The 24,799-nt window shown below is 36.3% G+C and carries 26 protein-coding genes; 12 read left to right on the top strand and 14 right to left on the bottom strand.

Translation table 11 applies throughout. The features are described from left to right. The 5 genes from EG339_RS06175 (at position 1) to sufD (ending at position 4,587) form a co-directional block, all read left to right on the top strand. Positions 1-330, top strand: a complete 330-nt coding sequence (locus tag EG339_RS06175) for a HesB/IscA family protein (protein ID WP_050021936.1) — start codon at positions 1-3, stop codon at positions 328-330. Positions 331-396: 66 nt separating this feature from the next. Beyond that, positions 397-1,845 (top strand): Fe-S cluster assembly protein SufB, encoded by a 1,449-nt coding sequence (sufB, locus tag EG339_RS06170; RefSeq protein ID WP_123869347.1) that lies wholly within the window; start codon positions 397-399, stop codon positions 1,843-1,845. Positions 1,846-1,849: 4 nt separating this feature from the next. Then, the gene (locus EG339_RS06165) at positions 1,850-2,356 is read left to right on the top strand and encodes a GNAT family N-acetyltransferase (RefSeq protein WP_123869346.1); all 507 of its coding nucleotides are present in this window, start codon (positions 1,850-1,852) and stop codon (positions 2,354-2,356) included. A gap of 18 nt (positions 2,357-2,374) precedes the next feature. After that, on the top strand, positions 2,375-3,118 hold the full coding sequence (gene sufC, locus EG339_RS06160) for a Fe-S cluster assembly ATPase SufC (protein WP_123869345.1): 744 nt from the start codon (positions 2,375-2,377) through the stop codon (positions 3,116-3,118). A 161-nt stretch (positions 3,119-3,279) separates the two neighbouring features. Further along, entirely contained in the window at positions 3,280-4,587 is a 1,308-nt protein-coding gene (gene sufD, locus EG339_RS06155; protein ID WP_123872622.1) for a Fe-S cluster assembly protein SufD, read from the top strand. Positions 4,588-4,658: 71 nt separating this feature from the next. Here sufD and EG339_RS06150 read toward each other — a convergent pair whose 3' ends face one another. Together EG339_RS06150 and EG339_RS06145 are read right to left on the bottom strand one after the other, a co-directional pair. After that, a complete protein-coding gene (locus tag EG339_RS06150; protein WP_123869344.1) occupies positions 4,659-5,582 on the bottom strand; it encodes a DUF3078 domain-containing protein in 924 nt (307 codons plus the stop codon). Between the two features lie 225 nt (positions 5,583-5,807). Then, entirely contained in the window at positions 5,808-6,734 is a 927-nt protein-coding gene (locus EG339_RS06145) for a DUF3078 domain-containing protein (protein WP_123869343.1), read from the bottom strand. Between the two features lie 248 nt (positions 6,735-6,982). Here EG339_RS06145 and EG339_RS06140 point away from each other — a divergent pair, with 248 nt between their 5' ends. From EG339_RS06140 to EG339_RS06125, 4 genes are all read left to right on the top strand, one after another. Continuing rightward, complete coding sequence (locus EG339_RS06140; RefSeq protein ID WP_123869342.1) at positions 6,983-7,750, top strand: rhomboid family intramembrane serine protease; 768 nt, start codon at positions 6,983-6,985, stop codon at positions 7,748-7,750. A gap of 33 nt (positions 7,751-7,783) precedes the next feature. Then, positions 7,784-8,893 carry a DNA-processing protein DprA gene (gene dprA, locus EG339_RS06135; RefSeq protein WP_123869341.1) on the top strand — a complete coding sequence of 370 codons (1,110 nt, stop codon included), beginning with the start codon at positions 7,784-7,786 and terminating at the stop codon, positions 8,891-8,893. 190 nt (positions 8,894-9,083) lie between these two features. Next, positions 9,084-10,442 (top strand): NADP-specific glutamate dehydrogenase, encoded by a 1,359-nt coding sequence (gene gdhA, locus EG339_RS06130; RefSeq protein ID WP_123869340.1) that lies wholly within the window; start codon positions 9,084-9,086, stop codon positions 10,440-10,442. Between the two features lie 233 nt (positions 10,443-10,675). After that, positions 10,676-11,098, top strand: coding sequence for a hypothetical protein (locus tag EG339_RS06125; protein ID WP_123869339.1), 423 nt, complete (start codon positions 10,676-10,678; stop codon positions 11,096-11,098). Positions 11,099-11,155: 57 nt separating this feature from the next. Here the strand turns inward: EG339_RS06125 and EG339_RS06120 are convergent, their stop codons facing one another. The 3 genes from EG339_RS06120 to EG339_RS06110 form a co-directional block, all read right to left on the bottom strand. Then, positions 11,156-11,476 (bottom strand): hypothetical protein, encoded by a 321-nt coding sequence (locus tag EG339_RS06120; protein WP_123869338.1) that lies wholly within the window; start codon positions 11,474-11,476, stop codon positions 11,156-11,158. A gap of 281 nt (positions 11,477-11,757) precedes the next feature. After that, complete coding sequence (locus tag EG339_RS06115) at positions 11,758-12,246, bottom strand: YkgJ family cysteine cluster protein (RefSeq protein WP_123869337.1); 489 nt, start codon at positions 12,244-12,246, stop codon at positions 11,758-11,760. Further along, positions 12,247-13,218, bottom strand: a complete 972-nt coding sequence (locus tag EG339_RS06110; protein WP_123869336.1) for an ion channel — start codon at positions 13,216-13,218, stop codon at positions 12,247-12,249. A gap of 145 nt (positions 13,219-13,363) precedes the next feature. On the opposite strand from EG339_RS06110, the gene EG339_RS06105 reads away from it, so the two are divergent. Further along, on the top strand, positions 13,364-13,744 hold the full coding sequence (locus tag EG339_RS06105) for a group III truncated hemoglobin (RefSeq protein ID WP_123869335.1): 381 nt from the start codon (positions 13,364-13,366) through the stop codon (positions 13,742-13,744). Between the two features lie 31 nt (positions 13,745-13,775). On the opposite strand, the gene EG339_RS06100 is transcribed toward EG339_RS06105, so the two are convergent. The 9 genes from EG339_RS06100 to hflX all read right to left on the bottom strand — a co-directional run bounded on the left by EG339_RS06100 (position 13,776) and on the right by hflX (position 23,255). Beyond that, the gene (locus EG339_RS06100) at positions 13,776-14,846 is read right to left on the bottom strand and encodes a calcium:cation antiporter (RefSeq protein ID WP_123869334.1); all 1,071 of its coding nucleotides are present in this window, start codon (positions 14,844-14,846) and stop codon (positions 13,776-13,778) included. 66 nt (positions 14,847-14,912) lie between these two features. Next, positions 14,913-15,251, bottom strand: coding sequence for a DUF6122 family protein (locus tag EG339_RS06095; protein ID WP_123869333.1), 339 nt, complete (start codon positions 15,249-15,251; stop codon positions 14,913-14,915). 30 nt (positions 15,252-15,281) lie between these two features. Continuing rightward, a complete protein-coding gene (locus tag EG339_RS06090) occupies positions 15,282-16,520 on the bottom strand; it encodes a hypothetical protein (protein ID WP_123869332.1) in 1,239 nt (412 codons plus the stop codon). Then, positions 16,521-18,545 carry a hypothetical protein gene (locus EG339_RS06085; protein ID WP_123869331.1) on the bottom strand — a complete coding sequence of 675 codons (2,025 nt, stop codon included), beginning with the start codon at positions 18,543-18,545 and terminating at the stop codon, positions 16,521-16,523. A gap of 16 nt (positions 18,546-18,561) precedes the next feature. Continuing rightward, positions 18,562-19,230, bottom strand: coding sequence for a hypothetical protein (locus tag EG339_RS06080; protein ID WP_123869330.1), 669 nt, complete (start codon positions 19,228-19,230; stop codon positions 18,562-18,564). Between the two features lie 125 nt (positions 19,231-19,355). Further along, positions 19,356-20,078, bottom strand: coding sequence for a DNA alkylation repair protein (locus tag EG339_RS06075; protein WP_123869329.1), 723 nt, complete (start codon positions 20,076-20,078; stop codon positions 19,356-19,358). Positions 20,079-20,097: 19 nt separating this feature from the next. Beyond that, positions 20,098-21,378, bottom strand: a complete 1,281-nt coding sequence (locus tag EG339_RS06070) for a cation:proton antiporter (protein ID WP_123869328.1) — start codon at positions 21,376-21,378, stop codon at positions 20,098-20,100. 24 nt (positions 21,379-21,402) lie between these two features. Beyond that, complete coding sequence (locus EG339_RS06065; RefSeq protein WP_123869327.1) at positions 21,403-22,032, bottom strand: DUF4919 domain-containing protein; 630 nt, start codon at positions 22,030-22,032, stop codon at positions 21,403-21,405. Next, positions 22,032-23,255, bottom strand: coding sequence for a GTPase HflX (gene hflX / locus EG339_RS06060; protein ID WP_123869326.1), 1,224 nt, complete (start codon positions 23,253-23,255; stop codon positions 22,032-22,034). The genes EG339_RS06065 and hflX overlap by 1 nt, the downstream gene beginning before the upstream one ends. Before the next feature lie 193 nt (positions 23,256-23,448). Here hflX and EG339_RS06055 point away from each other — a divergent pair, with 193 nt between their 5' ends. After that, positions 23,449-24,156 carry a LytR/AlgR family response regulator transcription factor gene (locus EG339_RS06055; RefSeq protein ID WP_225717154.1) on the top strand — a complete coding sequence of 236 codons (708 nt, stop codon included), beginning with the start codon at positions 23,449-23,451 and terminating at the stop codon, positions 24,154-24,156. Between the two features lie 159 nt (positions 24,157-24,315). Continuing rightward, the gene (locus EG339_RS06050) at positions 24,316-24,795 is read left to right on the top strand and encodes a T9SS type A sorting domain-containing protein (RefSeq protein WP_123869325.1); all 480 of its coding nucleotides are present in this window, start codon (positions 24,316-24,318) and stop codon (positions 24,793-24,795) included. The last annotated feature ends 4 nt before the right edge of the window (positions 24,796-24,799 follow it).

Here is a 24,799-nt window from a genome sequence, read left to right as displayed (position 1 = left end):
ATGATAAAAGTATCAGACCATGCAAAGGAGAAAGCCATCCAGTTGATGACTGAAGATGGTTTTAACCCTGCTGAAGATTATATAAGAGTTGGGGTAAAAAGTGGCGGATGCTCTGGTTTAGAGTATGTTTTAAAGTTTGACAACCAAAAAACAGACACAGATCAGATTTTTGAAGATAATAACATTAAAATTATTATAGATAAAAAATCCATCCTTTATTTAGCAGGAACCACTCTTGAATATTCAGGAGGATTGAACGGAAAAGGGTTTGTTTTTAACAACCCGAACGCATCCAGAACATGTGGATGCGGAGAATCATTTAGTCTTTAGAGAAAAGACATAAGATACTAGACCTCAGAAAATATGACGTCTAAATCTGAAATCTAAAAAATTATAATGAGTAAATATACTGAAGACGATTTAAGAGTCGATCTAGAAAATAAAAAATATGAATTCGGTTGGGAAACCAAAATTGATTATGAAGATTTCCCAATTGGTTTAAATGAAGATATCATCCGTGCCATCTCCGCTAAAAAAGAGGAGCCGGAATGGATGACAGAATGGCGTTTGGAATCTTTCAAAATCTGGCAAAAAATGGTAGAGCCTACCTGGGCTAATATCAAATATGAAAAACCTGATTTTCAAGCAATCCGTTACTACGCTGCTCCAAAAGTAAAGCCTGAATTGGCCAGCCTTGATGAAGTAGATCCTGAACTATTGAAGACTTTCGAAAAGCTAGGGATTAACATTGAGGAACAAAAAAGACTTTCAGGAGTTGCCGTAGACATTGTAATGGACTCAGTTTCTGTGAAAACAACTTTCCAGGATACACTGGCAGAAAAAGGAATTATTTTCTGTTCAATTTCCGAGGCTATTAAAAATCATCCAGATCTGGTAAGGAAATATCTCGGAAAAGTAGTTCCAAGAGGAGATAACTTCTATGCAGCATTAAACTCCGCAGTATTCTCTGACGGAAGTTTCTGCTATATTCCTAAAGGCGTAAAGTGTCCCATGGAACTTTCCACTTACTTCCGTATCAACCAGGCAGGAACAGGACAGTTTGAAAGAACGCTTGTGATAGCAGATGAAGGAAGCTATGTTTCTTATCTTGAAGGATGTACAGCTCCGTCAAGAGATGAAAACCAGCTTCACGCTGCGGTAGTGGAACTGATTGCTCTGGACAACGCTGAAATTAAATATTCAACCGTACAGAACTGGTATCCGGGTAATGAAGAAGGAAAGGGTGGGGTATTCAACTTTGTAACAAAAAGAGGACTTTGCGAAAGAAATGCAAAAATCTCATGGACACAGGTTGAAACAGGTTCTGCAGTAACATGGAAATATCCATCTTGTATTCTGAAAGGTGACAATTCAATCGGGGAGTTCTACTCTATCGCAGTAACTAATAATCACCAGTATGCAGATACAGGAACAAAAATGATCCATATTGGCAAAAACACCAAATCAACGATCATTTCCAAAGGTATTTCTGCAGGAAAATCTCAGAACTCATATAGAGGACAGGTAAAAGTAATGCCTTCTGCAAAAGGAGCAAGAAACTTCTCACAGTGTGATTCTTTATTAATGGGTAATGAATGCGGCGCGCATACTTTCCCTTACATTGAAATTAAAGATCCTACTGCCCAATTGGAGCATGAAGCAACCACTTCAAAAATTGGAGAAGATCAGATCTTCTACTGCAACCAGAGAGGTATTGATACAGAAAGAGCCATTGCTTTAATCGTAAATGGATTCAGTAAAGAGGTTTTAAATAAACTCCCAATGGAATTTGCTATTGAAGCACAGAAACTACTTGAAATTTCATTAGAAGGATCAGTAGGATAAAAATATGATAGCTACAGCAAGATTAATTCTAAGAAAGCCTACAAAAGAAGATTTTGAAAAATTCTTCGAAATTAATCATGACCCCGAAACCAATATTCATAATCCAAACGGACCCATGAGTTTTCAAAAAGCAGAAAGTACATTTACCAGGATGCTTGAACATTGGGAAAAGCATCATTTCGGAAGTTGGGCAATTGCTGAAAAGGAAAACCCTGAAAATGTAATAGGTTTTGGCGGGCTGAGCTATAAACTCTACGGAGAAGAAGAAAAATTGAATTTAGGCTATCGTTTTGCTTCCCAGGCATGGGGGAAAGGATATGCTACAGAATTCACGAAGAAAGCTATAGATCTCGGGTTTAATGAGGGCAGTAAAGAAGAAATTTTTGCTGTTGTCCGCCCCGGCAATATAGCTTCTGTTAAAGTTTTGGAAAAGGCAGGTATGATCAAAACCGGGACCCTAGATGACGTTCCTGGTCAGCCTGAAAGTTTAGTATATAGAATTGAAAAATAATTTGTTTAAGCAAATAAAATGTTAGAAATTAAAAACCTTCACGCCAAAATTGAGGATGGCGCAGAAATATTAAAAGGGATTAACCTTGAAATAAAGCCAGGCGAAGTTCACGCTATTATGGGGCCAAACGGAGCTGGTAAATCTACCCTTTCTTCTGTAATCGCTGGAAAAGAAGATTACGAAGTGACAGGTGGAGAGATCCTTTTCCAGGGAGAAGACATCATTGAGGATGCTCCTGAAGACAGAGCACACAAAGGAATCTTCCTATCTTTCCAGTATCCAGTGGAAATTCCGGGAGTTTCTGTAACGAACTTCATCAAAGCTGCTTTAAACGAAACAAGAAAAGCAAACGGATTGGAAGAAATGCCTGCAAAAGAAATGCTTGCATTAATCCGTGAAAAATCTGAAAAATTAGGGATTAAAAAAGATTTCCTTTCAAGATCACTGAATGAAGGATTCTCCGGAGGTGAGAAGAAAAGAAACGAGATCTTCCAGATGATGATGCTTAACCCTAAATTGGCTATCCTGGACGAAACAGATTCAGGATTAGACATCGACGCTTTAAGAATCGTAGCAGATGGAGTAAATTATTTTAAAAATGAAGGAAATGCAGTTCTTTTGATTACGCACTATCAAAGATTGCTTAACTATATTCAACCTGACTTTGTTCACGTTTTAGCTGATGGAAAAATCATCAAAACTGGTGATAAATCTTTAGCATTAGAGCTTGAAGAAAAAGGTTACGACTGGCTTTTAAATTAAGAAGGAAGTATAGTATTTCAGAGATTAAATGTATAGCGGCCATTTATGAAGTGCAGCAAAATATGAATCTCTAAAGTAAAAATTGGATTCCTATTCCTCGGAATAACAATATTTTAGTTCAAAAAAAAGAAAAAATGGTGCAAACCACAGATATACCAGTAATGGCATTAAAAGAACAAATTATAGAGAACCATAATGAGTTTTTGGAGAGTCTTCGTCACAGATTTCTGGATGACGATAGAAAGACAGCTCTTCAGAAGTTTGAAAACATTGGTTTTCCAACCAAAAAAGACGAAGAATATAAATATACCAATCTAAAGGAGATCACGGAAAAAAGCTACAACTTCTTCCCGAAAGAAAACCACAACATCACTAAAGAACAGTTTGATGAACTGCATCTTGGAGAAGAACATTTTGATTGGATTGTTTTTGTAAACGGTAAACTTCACAAAGAACTTTCAAAGGTTTCTATTGAAAATGTAGAATTCCTTTCATTCAATTATGCATTGAATGATGACAAACATAAAGAGGTATTTGAAAAATATTTCAATACAATTGCTTCCAAAGATTTAGCGTTCACAAACTTAAACCTTGCCTATTGCAAGTACGGTTTCTTTTTGAAGGTGCCTAAAAATGTTGTGATTGAAAAGCCAATTCATGTTTTCTACATTTCCCAGAACCAAGAGGAAAATACATTCTACAATACAAGGAATTTATTAATCGTAGAAGAAGGTGCAAAGGTTGAAGTTATTGAAAGCCACCACAATTTTGATGACACTTACGTGTTAACCAACTCAGTGACGGAAATCTTTACGTATCCCAATGCAAAAGCAGACTGGCATAAGCTTCAGAATGACAACAATACTTCTTATCTTGTAGACCATACCTTTGCAAAACAGGAGAAAGACAGTTTAACAACTGTAAATACATTCTCTTTCGGAGGTAAACTGGTAAGAAATAACCTTGATTTTATTCATAATGGATCCAATATCAATTCATTTATGAACGGAATTACTATTATCGGAAAAGACCAGCTGGTAGACCACCATACAGCAGTTCACCACAACTTCCCGAATTGTGAAAGCTACCAGAACTACAAAGGTATCTTTGATGGTAATGCTCATGGAGTTTTCAACGGAAAAGTATTTGTTGATAAAATTGCCCAGAAAACCAATGCTTACCAACAGAACAATAACGTATTGCTAAGCGAGGGTGCAAGCATCGATACAAAACCTCAGTTAGAGATCTTTGCGGATGATGTAAAATGTTCTCACGGATGTACGGTAGGCCAGCTTAATGAAGACGCCCTTTTCTATCTGAGAGCAAGAGGGATCTCTAAAAAAGAAGCTCAGGCATTACTTCTTTACGCATTTGCTAACGATGCCATGCAGAATATTGATATTGAACCTCTCAAGGAGAAAATTTCAAAACTTTTGGCTGAGAAACTGGAAGTAGATATAGAATTTTAATCATTATATATTGATACATAAAAAAGCACTTCGTTTGAAGTGCTTTTTTATTGCTTTATCTCTTGTTGAAATTATTTTTTCAGCCAGCTTTGGTTATCTTTATTGTCTGAGCGTTTCTTTCCGTTATCAAAATTATACGCTAAACCTACTCCCAAAGTCTGTTTCAACTGAGTTTTCCATATCTGGTTATGATCATATAACAGATCCAAAGTTACATTCGTAGAAATAAATTTATTGATCTTCATGCTTAAAACCCCGCTGTATCCAAGAACCAATCTTTCCGGATGATCCAGATAGTTTGAGAATACAGATGCCGTGTTTAGCAAAGTGATGTTCTCCATAATTTTCAGTTTATACATAGCCGTTCCTAGGAAACCGAATTGGAATAGGGAAGAATCACCATCATTTTTAAGTCCGTAAGTTCCAGCTTTCTGAAGGTCTTTATCCAACACAAAAGTCCATCTGGCATTCGCCGGACGTAACGTTACTGTAAGATTATCATTTGGACGGTAAGTAACCCCCGCACCTAAGTTCAGATAGCCCGGAGCCATAAAGTTTGAGATTTTCTTTGCATCAGGATTATTGCCATCCTCATATCCCGGGGCAAATTGAGTCTGAAGCCCGGCACCTGCTGAGAAATACCAGTTTTTAGCAAATTCCCTACCATAGTTGGTAGACAGATTGATAACGTCCTGGGTTTTTCTAACGCCGGTTCCCTGAGTGTTGTTTTGTCCGTAGCCAAGAATAATAATATTTTCCCAAAGGTCTTTACCTTTTTCATAAGTAAGGTTATAATTGACACCGGCAAGCCACCCTACGTTATTGGCTCCTCCTCCTACCCAGTTTGAAAAAGCAGCCTGGTTAAGCATTAAAGTATTCTGGCCCTGAATAGACCAGGCTTTAACGGTATCTGTTACAGGAACATCAGTTTTTGCTTCCTGGGCCATTGCCATAAATCCGAAAGAAGCAGAAGCGATCAATAAAACTTTTTTCATATTCAACGATTTACTACAAATGTATAAATAATAATTTACGCCAAGAGAAAACTCACCCTAAAATGAATTGAATCTCATTAAAATCATTCACATAACACAATGAAAATAAAATACATAAATAGTTATTCCTTTCATATTGAACTTAAAACAACTTAAATCTTTGGTCTTTGAAATTAAAAGAGCACCTCATAATTGAAGTGCTCTTATATTGAAATTAGTGTTAATTTATTTTTTTATCCACCATTGGCTGTCTTTACGGTCAGAGCGTTTCACTCCATTATCCAGTGTATAGGCAAATCCAATTCCCAGTGTTTGTTTTAGCTGTGTCTTTTCAATCTGGTTGTGGTCATATAATAAATCTAAAGAGATATTCGATGAGATATATTTGTTAACTTTCAGGTTCAGAAGAGCTCCATAAGCAAGCACCAATCTGTCAGGACGATCAAGATAATTTGAAAAGACAGAAGCCGTGTTGGTTAATTGAATATCTTCCATAATTTTAAGCTTATATACGGCAGTTCCCAGGAAACCAAACTGTAGCAATGAAGTAGCGCCATCAGTTTTTAAACCATAATTTCCGGCAAGCTGAAGATCTTTATCCATTACAAACGTCCATCTGGCATTGGTAGGGCGTAAAGTTACGGTTAGGTCGTCATTCGGTCTGTATGTAATACCCATACCGACGTTCAGATATCCCGGAGCCATAAAATTTGAAATTTTCTTTGCTTCCGGATTGTTCCCGTCCTCGTATCCCGGAGCAAACTGAGACTGTAAGCCAGCCCCTAAAGACAAATACCAACTTTTGGAAAACTTCCGCCCGTAGTTGGTAGAAATATTGATGACATCCTGAGTTTTTCTTATACCTACCCCTTTTGTATCATTCTGTCCATATCCAAGAATAATAATATTTTCCCAAAGATCGTTGTCTTTTTCATAGGTAATATTATAATTAACGCCGGCAAGCCACCCTACGTTATTGGCCCCACCTCCTACCCAATTCGAAAAGGCCGCCTGGTTAATCATTAAAGTGTTTTTCCCTAACACCGACCAGTATTTTACTGTGTCTACTACTACGGAATCTTTTTTTAATTCTTCTTGTGCACTTGCATAAATCCCCATAAATATGGAAAGAATCAATAAAAACTTCTTCATTACTCTAAATAATTTTCAATGCAAAAGTATTAATATAATTTTTTTAAAGCCAAATTTACCCGTAAACAATATATTTTTTCCGGTTTCAATCAGCTGACAACAAAACACTTCAATAAATTCAATGCCAAAATAATGGGTTTGAAAATTAAATTTGATACCTTTTGTCTTAAAATCAGGAAGGTATAAACTGTTTCATCGACAAATTTTCCGAAATTTACTCTTGGCTTTTGATTTGACGTACAATCTCCATGTTTAAAAATGTAATTTCCAAAAGAGCGGTTATATACCCTTTGCTGATGCTATCTGCGATGTGGTTCGGATATTTTTTACAAATGCATGGCTTTTTTGGAAGTTGCTTCGGAGCCATTATTCCCCTTGTTCCCGAAGGGCTGTTGGGAATTCTTACCTCCCCTCTTTTACATGGAAATATAGATCATATCATAGGAAACTCTATTCCCATCACAGCGCTCATGTTTCTGCTGTATCAATTCTATCCGTTGGTTGCCAATAAGGTTTTTTTTATCGGATGGATCTCAACAGGGCTTTTAGTATGGCTGCTTCCTCCTATAGATATTATGACCGGTGAGTATATGTATACCTGTACCATAGGAGCCAGCGGTGTAGTCTATGTACTGGCTTTTTTCCTCTTCTTTAGTGGTGTTTTCAAATGGAATATGAAGCTTCTTACCATTTCCTTACTGGTGGTTTTATACTATGGAAGTTTGGTATGGGGAATGCTTCCCGAAGAACTGTTCTATAATATGCAGGAACCCAGCAAGATATCTTGGCAGGCTCACCTTTCCGGGGCTATTGTAGGAAGTATCATTGCTTTTGCTTTTAAGAATGTAGGTGAGAGAAAGAAAAGATTTATCTGGGAATATCCGAATTATTATAGTGAAAAAGATGATAAGCTGTGGCAGGAATATAAAGAAAACCACCCGGAAGATTTTATGGAGCTTCCTTACAAAAAAAGAGACGATATTTGGGATCATTTGGATGAATTAAGAAGAAAATAAAACTTAATTCATTACATTTGATAAAAAACACACATGATCTCTGAAGAATATTTATATGCCATCGCTTTACGTGAAAGCAGCCAGATTGGCGATATCAATTTCTATAAACTTGTAAAGACCTTTGGAAGTGCCGAGAATGCATGGAAAAAAGCAAAAAAAGAATACAAAAGATTAGACGGAATAGGCTCCAAAACAGTTGCTGATATTGGAAATGAAAACCATTTGAAATTTGCAGAAAAAGAGCTCACTTTTTGCGAAAAAAATAATATTCGCATAAGAGTAAGGCACCTTGAAGAGTTTCCTGTACTTCTTAATGAATGTATTGATGCCCCTTCTATTCTTTATCAGAAAGGAAATATTGACGATTCAATTCAAAAAATAAGCATTGTAGGAACCCGCAATATGACTTCTTATGGAAAACAGTTTATCGGAGATTTCTTTGAAGCTGCTCAATCTTCCAGATATGTGTCTGTAAGTGGACTGGCTTTAGGTATAGATAAAGAAGTTCATGAACAATCTATCCGGTATCAAAAACCTACAATTGCAGTCCTTGCTCATGGTTTCGAATACTTATATCCTGCTAAAAACAGAAAACTGTCAGAAAAAATTCTTCAGGAAGGTGGTATTCTATTAACAGAGTTCAATTCAACAAGAAAACCGGATCGTGAAAATTTTATTCAAAGGAACAGAATTGTAGCCGGACTTTCTCCTGCAACCATTGTTGTGGAAACAGGATTTGGTGGCGGTTCTGTAAGTACTGCTTCTTTCGCCAATGATTATAACAGAGATGTTTTTGCACTTCCGGGAAAAATTACCGATGTTCATAGCCAGGGTTGTAATCAATTGATTTTGCATCACAAAGCAACAGCCATTTCTACTGTCAAAGATCTTATAAACATGCTTGGCTTCAATAATCCAAAAGAAAAAATTGCTGAGCTTTTCCCTTATAGTGAAACAACAATACAATTAACTGAAAATCAAAAAACTATTTATCAGTTCATCAAACATAATCCACAGATTTCCCTGGATGATCTTGCCCAGGAAATTGCTGTTTCCACCCATAAAATTTTACCGATTATTTTAGAATTAGAACTTTTAGGGAAAGTAAAATCATTTTCCGGGAGGCAATTCATCGCAATTTAAGAATTAACGATTTCTTAATACTGCATTATTTCATACATAACATTTAATTTTTAATAATTTTTAATCACAAATTATCAATTTAATAATATTTCAAAACATTATTATTTAATTTTTAACAATCTTAAAATAGAGTGTTGTGAATCTTGAAAAAAAAATTAAATTTGTTGACAATAATATTCAACCTTAATATATGGAACAATATAATATTGACCAGAAAATCCAAGAGTTTATTGCAAAAATTGAAGCAAAAAATCCTAACGAACCGGAATTCTTACAGGCTGTAAAAGAAGTTGCCGTAACAGTAATTCCATTCATTGCTACGAAAAAAGAATATAACGGAATGAAGCTGCTTGAAAGAATGGCTGAAGCTGAAAGAATTATTATCTTCAGAGTTCCATGGGTTGATGACAAAGGAGAAATTCAGGTTAACAGAGGGTTCAGAATCCAGATGAACTCTGCGATTGGACCATACAAAGGAGGTATCCGTTTCCACCCTACTGTAAACTTATCCGTTCTTAAATTCTTAGCTTTTGAACAAGTATTTAAAAACTCTTTAACTACTCTTCCAATGGGAGGTGGTAAAGGAGGTTCAGATTTTGACCCACAAGGGAAATCTGATATGGAAGTAATGCGTTTCTGCCAGGCTTTCATGACAGAATTATGCAAGCATATTGGTCCTGAAACAGACGTACCTGCAGGAGATATTGGTGTAGGAGCAAGAGAAATCGGTTACCTATTCGGACAATACAAGAAAATCAGAAATGAATTCACAGGCGTTCTTACAGGAAAAGGGCTTGCTTATGGAGGTTCATTAATTCGTCCTGAAGCTACAGGATACGGAGTGGTATACTTCGCTGAGCAGATGCTTAAAACAATCGGACAGGATTTCCAGGGAAAAACTGTAACAGTTTCAGGTTTCGGAAACGTAGCTTGGGGAGTTATCAAAAAGGCAACAGAACTTGGAGCTAAAGTGGTAACAATCTCTGGTCCTGATGGATACATCTATGACAAAGACGGTATTAGCGGAGAAAAAATAGATTATTTATTAGAACTTAGATCTTCTGGTAACAACAGAGCTGAAGATTATGCTAAAAAATATCCATCTGCTGAGTTCCACGCTGGAAAACGTCCTTGGGAAGTGAAGTGTGATGTAGCATTCCCTTCTGCCACTCAAAACGAATTAGATTTAGATGATGCAAGAAAATTAGTTGAAAACGGATGCGTTTGTGTAACTGAAGCAGCTAATATGCCTTCTACATTAGACGCTATCAACTATTTCTTAGACAATAAAGTGTTATTCTCTCCTGGTAAAGCTTCCAATGCCGGAGGTGTTGCAACTTCAGGATTAGAAATGACTCAGAACTCTATCCGTCTTAACTGGACTTCTGAAGAGGTTGATGCAAGATTAAAGGAAATCATGATTGGTATCCACAAAGCTTGTAGAGACTACGGAAAAGACGAAGACGGTTATGTAAACTACGTAAAAGGAGCCAATATTGCTGGCTTCGTAAAAGTAGCAGAAGCTATGTTAGCTCAGGGAGTTGTGTAATAAAAAAATAAAGGTTGGGAAAATTCCCGACCTTTTTTGATATAGCCTGTTCCCGGGATAATGGGAAAAAAGTAAAAAGTGAAAGGAGAAAGCGCTGCTATATGCAGCGCTTTTTTATTTGTATGTCTCGTCCTGAAAAAGGTTGACTAAAAACTCTTCAGATTCAGATTATTATTAATTGAGGATTATTATCTTTGTAATCATTAAAAAACTAGACCATTACTTATTCTACCATGAAAAAAATTCTACTATTTTGCGCTTTTTTATCAGCTAGCTTTGTTCTAGGACAAAAAATCAGATACAAAAAAGACAAAGTACTTGTTGATGATAAAGAAATTCTAAAAACAGAAAAAATAGGCTCCTTTGGAGCTGGAGGTTTCAATCTCTATGAACTGGATGGAAAGAAACCTATCATTGCGCTGATTGCTATAGATAACGGCACACATATGGATTTATCCGATGATTATATCCAGGTTAAATTTTTAACAAAAGGAACTAAAGCAGAAATTGCAGGCGGGGATCTACAGTCTACCATCAAATTACTTATGCAAAATGATATTATCGACAGTAAAGGGATTTTTGATGAATCAAAAGTTGATTTATTTGTACAGAATTTTGATGACAAAATATCCGAAAGAACAGTGCTTCACCGCTAGTAAAAAATCCTGAAATACAAGATTTCAGGATTCAGACTAGTGTTTGCTAAAGTACTATCACTTTTTCTTTTTAGATTTCTTTTGTTCTTTTGTGGCCTCTGCAGGCTTAGTAGCTTCCATCGTAGTTCCTGTACTCACAGTAGCTTCCCCTGCCGGTGTTGCTGTTGAAGCTTCCGTTGTGGTGGTATTTTGTCCACTTGTTGTGGTAGTGGTAGAATTCCAATCCGCTTTGGTTTCTGATGTCTGAGGCTGTGTTTGAGTTGTTGTTGTCTGGTTATTAGTGGTGCTTTCAGCTGGCTTCTGGGTTGTCTGTGTTTGAGCCGATACTGCGATTACTCCGACTAATGTAAACGCTGCCGTTAAAAATAACTTTTTCATAATGTAATATTTAAATGATTGTTTAAACTAAACGGAGTGTTATTTATAAAAATTATGTGTAAGCATCTTATTTAACGGACTTTATCACTTTTTAAGAGGAATTTGTAAATACAAAAAAAGAAGACTAAAGCATAAAAAAAGAGCCTTTTCAGGCTCAAAAATGCTATTTCAGGTATTTTATTGTTTTTAAAACTAATACTAAATACTTTAACAGTTAAGAAATCCTTGGTTAGACTATTTCCTGGCAAATATCCATTTGGAGTCTCTCTGGTATTTAGAATTTACTTCGCTATATTCTTCATCATTTTTTCTACAAATTCAAAAGCAGCAGGACAAATTACTGTATTTTTCAGCATCAGATTGTTGATCTGGTAAATCTTTTTGCGATCTGTATGAGGATATTCTCTACAGGCTTTTGGCCTTACTTCATAGATAGAACAGGTATTATCACTGTTCAGGAAATAGCAGGGAAGATTCTGAAGTACTTTATCATTGTCTTCATCCACTCTTAAAAATTTAGCTTCAAAATCTGCAGATTTCATGCGTAGATGTTTGGCAATACGCTCAATATCTTTTTCAGTGTATAAAGGACCTGTGGTTTTACAGCAATTGGCACATTGTAAACAGTCTATTTCATCAAAAACTTCATCGTGGGTTTCCTGTACGATATAATCGAGGTTTTTGGGCGGCTTCTTCTTCAATCCGTCCAGAAATTTCTTATGCTCTTTCTGCTTTTGTAAAGCTTGTTTTTTATAAAAATCTAAATTCATTTATTCTCTGTTTCCTGGCTGAGCAGGAAGATCTGTTTTTTGATATTCGTTGATCTTATCAAGATCTAAAATGGTGGCAAGATTCTTTTTGTCAGGATAATACATAGGGACAAATTTTGCTCCGTATACAATTTCCCCTGTCACATACGAAGATCTCTGAACTACTGTATTGGAGAACACTTCATCAAATGCCCGTACCTGAACAATGATCTCTATATCTGTACTTTTAAAATCATCTTCGGAGAAGCCGTAAAAAGGAGAACTTTCATTGATTTTATGAACTACCGTCCAGTTCAGAGCTAAAGTATTGATTTTACTTAAATGGGTTTCCAACCTGTAAAAATTGCTCTTGGGAACATCATTTTCAATTACTTCAATGGCTGTAGATACAATAACATCAGCATCTGTAAGCGCATTATTCTTATAAGGCGCCAACCTGAACATTAAGGCCGTTCCTTCTTCAAAAGGAGCAATCACTGCAATATCAGAAAACCTTAAATAAGCCCTCGGTCTTGAAAATCTTCCGTAAAAAAGACCTGTTGCAATGGCAAAGGTAAGCAATCCTAGAAAAGCTTCAAAAGTAGCTACCAAACTAGCCAAAAAGCCTACAGGAGCAATTCTTCCATATCCTACTGTGGTAAAGGTCTGTGAGCTGAAAAAGAAAACATCGATAAACTCATTCAGCGGATCACTCTTATCTATCCCCGTCAGGTGCTCTACACCTATCAGGTAATAGATCATCGCAAACACAAGGTTTACAAGAATATAGGCCACAACAAGATATGAAATAAAACGGAATGAAGACAAATTCAGCATGGTATGATACCAGCTCAGGCTGTTGAAAACATTTACACCTGTTCTCTTTACATTGGGAAGGCCATCTTTATTGATGAATCTTCCTGAGGCATTGCTTCCGAAACCACTGTTTTCAGTGTTCTTCTGGCGGATCTTTTTTCTGAATCCTCTTGTCATCTTATATCATTTGTTATTTGAATCACTTAATTATTAACCATTAATCTTCTACTGATTCCGGATACAAAGATAAAATATTGTTTTCATGAATTTTATCAATTGAATCCTTTACTTATTCAATTTGATTTTACAGTAAATTTGGGATATGAAAAAGCTTGAATCAAGAGAAGACATTGAATACCTGGTGAATTCATTTTATACTAAAGTAGTGAAGGATGAAACAATTGGCTTCTTCTTCAATGATATTGCCAAAGTTGACTGGGATAAACATCTTCCTAAAATGTATTCATTTTGGGAATCTATCCTGTTTGGGCAAATGACTTACAAAGGGAATCCAATGGGCGTCCATTTTCCGATCAATGAGATACAGGCTATGGAACAAAAACACTTCGACAGATGGCTGGAACTATGGAGAACTACCATTGAGGAGAATTTCGTAGGTGAAAATGCTGATATGGCGATCTACAAATCCGAGAACATAGCCAAGCTGATGGCCTTTAAAATGGAATTGGCGAGAAGGCTTTAATGAGATTCGTAATGCAGGTTATGAGATTCTATTAAGGAACAATCACCGTAAAGATATACGCTGCAAGATTCACTAATAGCACGGTTCCGTACAGGATATTGGTCTTCCCCCGGCTTAAGGAAAGCATCACAATAAACACTGACAGGGAAAGAAGGATAACATCTTTCTTATCCAACCCTAATACCAACGGAATATCATACATAATACACACTACAGAAACTGCAGGAATTGTTAATCCGATACTTGCTAATGCTGATCCCAATGCCAAATTTAAACTGGATTGTATCTGATTATTTCTGGCTGCCCTGATGGCTGCAACTCCTTCAGGAAGAAGAACAACCGCTGCAATAATAACCCCTACCAAAGATTTAGGAGCTCCTACGCTTTGCACCATTGCTTCAATTGTATCCGAAAGTCCTTTTGCCATTAAAACAACGATCACCAGGCAAATAACCAGAAAGCCAAAACTTATCAGGGTTTTTGTTAAAGTAGGAATATAATGTTCTTCAGGATGTTCATCAGGAACAACGAAGTAGCTTCTGTGCCTTACTGTCTGTACCATCAGGAAAACACCATAAATAGCAAGACATGCGATGGATATGAAAATAAGCTGTGCTTCATTATAGAAAGGTCCGTTGACGCTTGAAGTGAAGTTAGGAAGTACAAGGGTAAGCACTAAAATAGAGACAATACTTACCAGATAAGTAGTTGCTGAAGTTCTTGCAAAGAACTGTTCATGATATTTCACGCCACCTACCAGAATACAGATTCCTAAAATCCCGTTCAGGATCAGCATTACGGCAGCAAAAACGGTATCTCTGGCCAGCGTGATCGCCTGATCTCCGCCGGCCACCATCAGTGAGATGATTAGCGCTACTTCAATAATGGTGATACAAAGAGCAAGGATAATGGTCCCGAAAGGTTCTCCTACTTTATGAGCTACCATTTCTGCATGGTGAACTGCCGATAAAACACTTCCAATAAGTAAAATCCCGGCAATGATATCATAAACAACGCCATTTCCCATCAGTCCGGAAAAGTAATACCCTACCGCAAGGACAGGAAAAATATAGGTGTAATGTAAAAGTTCTTTAAGCTTCATAAAGTGACTACAAAATACAAAAAATCTATAATATTTTCAATATCAAAAGAAAATATTAATGTTATTTTAATGAGGCCAGAAGTTAAAGTCCTGATAATCTGTTAACATATGAAAAAGTAATCCAATGGCAACAATTCTGATATTCCCTCTAAAAAACAGCATCAAAAAATACACCGCAATGGCATAATAGGAATGTAAAAAATGAAAACCTATGCTTTCTCTTGAGGGATCAAAAATAGGATTGGCAAAAAGATGGTCCAGATCTACCAGCATTGTTGCCAATAATATAAGATACACTTTCTTCCAGTTTTCAGGATAAAAGACCAGCGCAATAAAGACAGGAAACACAAAATGTAAAAAATAATGTGTACAGGTTTTCAGTAAAGCTATTTCTGATGGAGCCATTAATTGGATTTTTTCAGTTGAGTTTCCAGATTACCACCGTAAAATTAAGGGTAATTCTCCTTTTTTCGCCTTTATTTTCAGCCAATAATTTTCTGATGTATTGCCATACAGTACATAATCAATATCAGAAATGATTTTTTTCTCAGTATTGCTCAGGGTTTTTAAAGAAGAATACAGCAAAGTACTGTTTCGGATGACAATGTAGTTCTCGTTTAGTTGAGGGGGTAATGATATTGCTTTTCTGGTTGAGTTTATTATAATTCTGCCTCTGTTCTGACTTATTTTATTTGGCTGGAAAGGAATTGCAGTGAATTGATTTTCACTATTGATCCACTTTTTAGACAGGAAATAGTGCCAGGTTTTTCCTGGATCCTTACTTTGGATATCAATAACATAATTAGGCTGTACAATCTTCTGAATGGCTTTTTTTTCAACTTCATTAAAGTTATCATCATATTCATAGCTGATGATGGTATCATTTACCTGCTCAAGATCTGCAGAAGCTTTTAAAGAAGCAGCCTGTAAAGAATCTGCAATATTTTTATTAAAAAAACGGGTAAAGCTCCTAAGGTTTTTCTGATCCAGCTGCAATGTCAGAAATTCCTTTCCTTTTTGAAGCTTTGAAGTTATTGCATTAAAAATCTCCTGATTTGAATTATTTCTGACCTCTATTTCGTCGTCCTTTAATTCAACAGAAAAGTTTTGAACTTTCTGCCCTGAAATAAAAGAAATGCTTCCCAATGTATTCTGAATCAGTTTGTCTGCCTCCCAAACATGATTTGAAGAAGTCTTAAGAAGTTGTTTCTTAATGGGATCAAAAGCCAGATCAGAAGTTCCCGCAATACAGAAGTTCCCTTCTATCATAAAGAAAAACTGGCCTTTCTGAAAATGATTATTTCCTTTATCTGTAAACTTCTGCAACTTCAAAAAAGCAATAAATTTCTGTGGGTCTTTAAGTTCTAAAACACTGTACCAATCGGAGAACTTAGTGTCTTTAACGTGGAAAATCTGTAAAAAATCCGGAATTCGGATTCCGGAATCTTTTATTGAAGCGGAGCTTTTACTTTTCGTAGTATCACCCCACCACTTTGAAGGATGTGCTGCCAAGCTGAAGAGGTACTGCCCCATTAGTTTTTTACTGTCAATTAAAACAACTGCATCCGCATTCTCAGGAATATATCTGAGGTTCTTATCTTTATGAAAAACCACAAAATATAACGCAACAGCGAGCAATAAAAGTAACGGGGCAATAATCTTCTTTTTTTTCATTTATAGAATGGATGACTTCTTTTCTGTTTCCTTTGTTTTAAAAATCTGATCAAATACATCAAAGAAATACATCAAACTGTTCTCTGAAGAATCTTTGATATTATAATTCATTTCAGTCTGGATACTTTCTCCTTTTACTTCTGTCTTATAGTATAGTTCCCCTACATTTTTTCTGATGGCGTCCAATGTCTTTCTATCTTTAGGACTCTTGAATTCTTTGTCCAGCCCAGTTAGAAGTTTCTGGATATCCAATCTTCCGGATAAAGGATATTTAGCAGAATCTTTTGCCCATTTTCTGGAAATATCAGATTGATTCACCGGTAACATATTGTCTGTGGAACTCATTAAATATACCACTCCATCTTTTACAGTAAAGAACAGCTGATCAATGTACCCACCATTTTTTTCTTCTTTAAATGCGTATACGTTTCCTTTTTTAGAGAATCTTTTAGATAGTTTTTTGTTGGTTGCCAGCATATCAAAAATACGGTTCCAATACCCCTCATTCTCCGTTGCAAAGGCAAATGTAAAGTTAGGAACAGCAATTTCCTTGGTTTTCTTTACTTCTTTTTCATTGAAATCAGCATCATATTCATAATCGGTATACTCTACCTGTTTGGATTTCAGTTCATTCAAGACAAATATTCCGTTTCCTGGTGCTATTTTTGCAATCGCATCTTCATCCAGAACAATTTTCATGGTTTCCATGATGAGCTCCATTTCTTTTTTATACTCGCTGACTCCTGAATTCTGAAGAAGGCTGTACATCATGTCAAAGCATTTCGCTCCGTTTACATTCATCGCATAATAGCCAACACTTTTTTCATTGATAAGTTCCAGAAGCTTTCTGTTTTTCTTCCCTTTGTAAATAGCAGACATACTCTTCTGAATTTCAGGGTTTTTATGCTGATAATTATTCACCAGCCTTACTTTATCTTTATCAAAATACAGGTTGTAAGAATGGTTGGAATTGTACATATTTTTGAAAAGCTGTCCGTAAGTATAATACTTTGTCATCTTTCCATAAATTCCGTCATTTACAATTCTGCCATAGTCTGTATAGACAAAAACATCAGAATTACCATCTCTGAATGCCAGCATTTCCTTAGGAACTTCAATTTCCAAATTTGAACTGAAGTATTGATCAAACCTGGCTTCTGCATTCTTTTGAACAATCTTGAAATTTTCTCTTCTGATAGAATCCTGCTCTTTCTGGAAAGCTTTCTCACCTTCCTCATCATAAGATTCGCCAGGCATTTCTCCTTCATTTTCAGCAATTTCCGGACTTTCTTTTTCCTGAGGATATTTATGATGCTTTTGAAGGTACTTGATATCCTTCTGAATTCTTGCAATTTCTTTGTTATTATCTTTAATGCTTTCTTTCAGATACTTAATATCTTCCTTCAGATTTTTAATTTCTTCTTTGTAATCAAAAGGTTTTTCCGGTTCATCAGCATATACATCTGCGGCATCTGGTGCAATAACAGCAGAATCGACAACAGCAACGGCTGCACTGTCTGCAACCCCATCTGCAGCCCAAAGATTTTCTTTATAAGGTTTGGTATAGCTGATCATGCTGAGAACAGCACGGCTCCCATTCCAGGCTACAAAAATATCATCATCAATATCTACGTAAGAATAGTTCTTTCTGCTGAAAACCTCCTGCCCTTTCTTCTTCATAGAATTGACAAACTGCTGGAATTTTTCTTGATTATCAATGATAAAATGGGTATTGTATGTCTTAATGGAGTCATTAAAGCTGGCATAGTGATACTGAACAGCGTCGTATTTGATTCCTGTTTTGGAATAATCTGTCCATGAAGGTTTTTCTTTGCCTTTTTTACTGAGTTCATGCAGCAAAGGATTCAGTTTAGTCCAGTTTATTTTATTATTAAGCTGTTTCCCGTTGACTTCCATATAAAATACGGCATCAGAAGGAATTTTCATGCTGTTTTGGGCAAAAACCATGGTAAATCCAAAGAGTACGAAAATAATTGCTTGTGTTTTTATTAAGATAGATTTCATGCCTATAGTTTAGAAATTATTGAAAAAGAATCGTGTTTTGTATTTGTTTTTTCTGAAGGATAAGATCCAGGATATCAGCCTCCATCTTAAGCGCTTTTTTGTTGGGAGAAAGCACATAAGTATTATTGGTTTGTGATTTTACAGCATTTTCGAACTGCATAATGGAAGTATATCGTGCATCATTAAAAATTTCCTTATCTGCCTTGCTCATCTTATCATAATCTTCTTTGAAGGTTCTGACCTTATTCCTTGTCAACATTTTTTTCTCAAGATTATGGCTGTAAACCTGTGTTGGAACCATTTTCCCTAATATTTTCTGAGCTTTCAGTTTTTCCAGACCTGCATTGATGTTTTCAATTTTTTTGAAATTACAGCTCAGCCTGATGATATAATTGTCAAGATCAACAGATGTTTTCACGTTGCTGATTCCGGGAGTGCCTTTAAAAATTTTTGCGGCTTCGTTGATCTTGCTTTCAATTTCGGCCTTCTTAGGGACTTTTTTTCCGTTAATAGTTTCCATCTTGGAGATTGATGCCAGCCTTGTTTTGCTTTTACTGGCATTAAGAATAATAGTATATTCACCGGTACCGTCAGCCTTTATATTCACTTTATCAAGAATATCAAAACAACTTGTAAGAAATAGCAAAGGGAAAAGCAGAAGAAATGATCTGAGAATTTTTTTCATGATTGGATTTAAAACCACAAAATTACTCAATTCCAGCCTTAAATACTTACAATATTTGACTTTTTGAGCATAAATAGCCGTTTTCCGGTACTTTTTTGAATCGTAACTCTGATTTTTATTCTTTTTTAAATATGACCTCTCAGATAATCCTGCCGGAGATCCTCGTCCAGTTTTTCAATAGCATAACGCAGGCAGGTTCTAGGCATTTCTTTATAATACTGATTCAGGTACCCGATGAGTTCCTGCTCATTTTTATTTCCCATTTCACGCAGCAGCCAGCCATTCGCTTTGTGCATTAAATCGTGGGGATGCTTCAAATTTCTGGTTACAAATTCTTTGGTAAGATCGAAGGAGCCTTTTTTGATGTAGTGCATAGTTCCCACCACAGCAATTCTTTTATGCCACATTTCTTCCGCTTCAGAAAGATCTCTTAACAGGTTTTCTTTCCTGTTTTCATAAGCATATCTGCCAAGGATTTTATAACAACTGGAATCTACCAGGTCCCAGTTGTTAACATATTGCAGGTGGTTAAGATAAAATTCTATGATCTCATCCTTTACCATTATATCTTTTGTTTTTTCAAACTTCGAAATCAGCATAAAAAGAGCGGTAAGCCTATGTTCATGGTATTTCGAAGAAAGTAATTCACTTAATTCTTTTAGATTGATTTTTGAGTAATATTCTTTAGCAACAGACCTCTGATCCGGAACCGTAACGCCTAGGAACAGATCTCCTTCGCCGTATTCACCTTTTCCTGTTTTGAAAAACCTTGGAAAAAATTCTGCTTTTTCAGGAATGGATAACACCGCAAGAGCTTCCTGTATTTCTTTAACAATACCTCTACCCATGGATCATTTGGCTTTAAACTTAAGCTTTATGCTCTACAACATTAGTTTCTTCTTCTTCCTTTACAATTTGTTTAGGATTGGCAACTTTCGCTATGGTAAGTCCCTGAACAATAATAGAAAATACTACTACACAATACGTAATACTTAAGATTGTTTCACTATACTCACTTTTAGGAATAGACATCGCCAATGCAATGGAAACACCACCGCGGATTCCTCCCCAAACCAATACTTTAACGGTTTGCGGGCTGAAACTTCGTCTGAGAGAAGTAAACTTTGTGGGGCCCCAGATAGAGATAAATCTTGCCAATAAAACTACTAAAATGGCTACTAATCCAGGAATCATGAAATGCTTCAGGTCTTTAATCATTAAAAGCTCAAACCCGATGAATAAGAATAAAACGGCGTTCAGGATCTCGTCAATCAGCTCCCAGAATTTAATAAGATAGTCCTGGGTTACAGATTTCATTTTGAAGTTTCGGTTAAAATTTCCCATGAATAATCCTGCAGCAACCATCGTTAATGGTCCTGAAATATGCATTTGCCTTGCAATCAGGTAGCCGCCCATCACCACAGAAAGCGTTACCAGTACGGAAATAATATAATCATCTACTTCACGCATTAACCTGGAAGTCACCCAACCTAGTAAAACGCCCAGCAAAAGCCCTCCACCGGCTTCATGAAGCAGCAGCAATCCAATATTTTCTACTCCAAGATCCACTTCCTTTCCAACGGCAAGCTGTAATACTACTGTAAACACCACAACCGCCATACCATCGTTAAAAAGAGATTCTCCTGCTACTTTTGTCTCTAATGACTTAGAAACGTTCGCCTGCTTCAGGACACTCAGAACCGCCACCGGATCGGTAGGAGAAATCAATGCTCCAAAAACAAGACAGTAAATAAACGGAAGTTTAACTCCTACATATGGAAGCAAATAAAACATTCCAAAGCCTACTACGAAAGTGGAAATTACAACTCCTGCTGTGGAAAATATGAGCACAGGCCGGAACTGTTCTTTAAGATCATTAATATTAATATGAATTCCTCCCGCAAAAAGAAGGAAATTAAGCATTGCTCCCATCAGCACCTCTGTAAAATCGATACTGTTCATCAGGTTATGAAGATGTCCAAAAGTTCTCGGAAGTACCGTTTCTCCAAACATTACCAGAAAAATGGAAACCACAATGGCAATCACCATGATCCCAATCGTACTTGGAAGTTTTAGAAATCTGTAATTAAGATAGGCAAATATGGATGCTAATACGATTAATGCTGAAAATGAATAATATAATTCCACTAAGTGTTCTTTTTTTGAATTAATTTATAAGTCTAAGTAAAGGACCTTGATGTATATTTTCTGATCTCCTTTTTCCCAGGTATCAACCATGCCGTCCTTCGAAGGCTTTGAGCCTCTGGTATAATTATTTCCTATATTCAGAATATTCAGCAGAATGTACTCATCTCCCACCGAATTGACGAGATAAGCCGTTTTTTCAGATTTTCCGTCTCCGGAGCTTTTTATTCCATCGGCCAGTGCACGAAACTGGCTCAGATGATGCATAAAATTATTTCCATCTTTTAAAGAGTCATAGGCTCTGAGCAGGATAAGCAGGATATCAAGGTTTGTAGGATCTTTATCGTACAGAACCTTTCCCAGCTTAACACAGTCTTCGAACCTGTTTTCCTTAAAAGCTTCCGCCAGACTCTTGAAACCTTCATCTAATGTGGTTATTCTATCTTCCCTGAAGTTCCTCCCATAGTAAAGATACTGTGCTTCTATGCTGTCCAGAGATTTCGGGTATCCTTTGTATTTGAAAAGAAGTTTATCGTAATTGTAAGGAGAATCAGAACTTTTGAAGCTCTTTTCAATGGCTTTAAAATCTATTTTCGACTTCTGGCTGAACCCAAAAACCGAAAACATAATGAATAAAAGGAAAAAATGATATTTCATTAATTGTTGTTTTCTTCCTCTTCGTCATCAAAGTATTCGAAAAGGAAATCATTGTATGGGAATCTGGAAATATGGATCTTCATTACCTCATCATAGATCATCTTTTTCATTTCCGGGAAGTTTTCCTTCGTTAAAGCAGAAATGAAAACAGTTGGATACTTTGATTTGGCCATCCAGGTTTTTTTCCATTCATCCAGAGATATATTTTTGCGTGTTGAAGGAGTTAAATCATCTTCATCCTTCTTCTCATAGCTGAAATCATCAATCTTATTAAAGATCATAATCATCGGCTTTCTGTGTGCGTCAATTTCCTGTAGAATTTCATTAACAGAAGCAATATGATCTTCAAAGCTTTCATGTGAAATATCAACTACGTGAATCAGGAGATCTGCTTCTCTCACCTCATCTAATGTAGATTTAAAAGATTCTACCAGCTGAGTTGGTAATTTCCTGATAAATCCTACGGTATCAGTAAGCAGGAACGGAAGGTTTCCGATCACTACTTTTCTTACCGTGGTATCAAGGGTTGCAAACAGTTTATTTTCAGCAAAAACTTCAGATTTGGAAAGGGCATTCATCAAAGTGGATTTCCCCACGTTCGTGTATCCTACTAGCGCTGCACGAACAACTTTTCCGCGGTTATTACGCTGAGTCGCCATTTGCTTATCTATGGTCTTTAGTTTGTCTTTCAGTAAAGTAATCCTGTCACGAATGATACGACGGTCAGTTTCAATCTCTGTTTCCCCGGGACCTCTCATTCCGATACCTCCTTTCTGACGTTCCAAGTGGGTCCACATTCTTGTCAAACGGGGTAAAAGATATTGGTATTGTGCTAATTCCACCTGAGTTCTTGCATAAGAAGTCTGTGCTCTCTGGGCAAAAATATCAAGGATCAGATTGGTACGGTCCAGAATCTTAACTTCCATTTCTCTTTCCAGGTTTTTCAGCTGGGAAGGAGACAGTTCATCATCAAAAATTACGGTTCCTATTTCATTCTCCTTTACATATTCTTTAATCTCCAATGCTTTTCCGCTTCCTACAAATGTTTTGGAATCCGGCTGGGACATTTTTTGGGTAAATCTTCTGTCAACTGTTGCTCCTGCCGTATAAGCAAGAAACTCCAGTTCGTCCATATATTCTGTTAACTTCTCCTCATCCTGGTCTTTGGTAATTAATCCTACCAAAACCACCTTTTCATAATTATGTTCTTTCTTTTCTAACATTAAGTTCTATCTGTATTTATGATTTTTACAAGATAATATTTTTCGGAAAAAAAACAAAATCAATTTGTAGTTAATAACATTTTTTAATATAAATTTAAGTTGAGCATCGTTTTGTTTTACAAAAAATCAATAACTTTATATAATAATTTTCTGATTTTTAAACATTTAACTTAAAAATTATATCCAGAAGATCATGATTCCCCATATTAAATGTATGATTATTGATGATGATGAACTGGACAGGCTGGTTCTTCAGCATTATATTAAACAGTATGAGAATATAGAAATTGTCGCTTCTTTTGATTCGGCTGAAAAAGCAATTCCTTATCTCGAACTTCCCATTGATCTTCTTATCACCGAGACCAATTTAAAAGGCATGAGTGGACTGGAATTCCGCAAGTTAGCCCATAAAATCCCTGCCTGCATTTTTGTGAGTTCCCATCCGGAGTTGGCAGCCTGTGTTTTTGAAGTCAATACACTGGATTTTATTACAAAACCTCTCACTTCAGAACGTTTTCATTATTCTATGCAGAGATTGCTTGAGTTTTTCAGAATAAAGGAAAAATGTGAATGTTATGATGCCATATTGGGACAGGAATGTATTAATATCAAAGAAAGCGGTAATGTTTCGCAGATCAGAAAAGCAGACATTCTTTATCTGGAAGCCCTCAAAGATTACACCCGAATCGTTACCCTAGAAAGGAAACACTGTATTCTTGATTACCTGGGCAACCTTCTGCACAAAAACTTTTTTGATTCTTTTGTCAGAATACATAGAAGCTATGCCGTACCGAAGCATCTCATCCGTGGAAAAAGCTGTCATGAAATAGAGCTGATCCATCATATCAAACTTCCTATTGGCAGAACTTATAAAAATAACCTGTCTTTTTTTGAGCCTTAAAAAGCCGTTCAATTTTAATAATAATTCACAAAACGCCGTTGGTCGATTATTTCTGCCGTTAGTCTATTTTTCGGACACAAAGTGATGAGAGGTCGTAATTTAGTCTTCCCAATTTTCTAATGGGACAAACTTGAATTCATCACTTTAAAAACCCTATCCATGAAAAAAACTTTTATTTATTCTCTCATCTTGTTTGCCTTTTCCTCCTCATACCTGAAAGCCCAATCTGTAATTCTGGCAACCGGAATGTATGCTTCAGGGGGTAACGGCTCTGTTTCTTATAGTATCGGACAGACCGCTTACTTTTATAAAGGAGCAGGAAACCAGGTTCTGGAAGGTGTTCAACAGCCTTATGAAATCACTACACTTAGCACCCGTGAAAAAGTAACATCGGATCTGAAAGATATTTTACTTTACCCTAACCCTTTCAAGGATTATCTATATCTGGATTTTACGACAAACAATTTCAAAGGAGCAGAATACCAGCTGTTTGATGCCCAGGGCAAATTAATCCGAAAAGATTTCATCTTACAGCCAAAATCTGAGCTTAATTTCTCTGATATTCCTTCCGCTATGTATATTATCAAAATTAATCAGCACGGGGAAAATCTGAAAACTTTTAAAATCATCAAAAAATAATCAC

Source organism: Chryseobacterium bernardetii, assembly GCF_003815975.1.
GTDB lineage: Bacteria > Bacteroidota > Bacteroidia > Flavobacteriales > Weeksellaceae > Chryseobacterium > Chryseobacterium bernardetii.
This window is presented reverse-complemented; position numbering and strand designations above follow the sequence as displayed.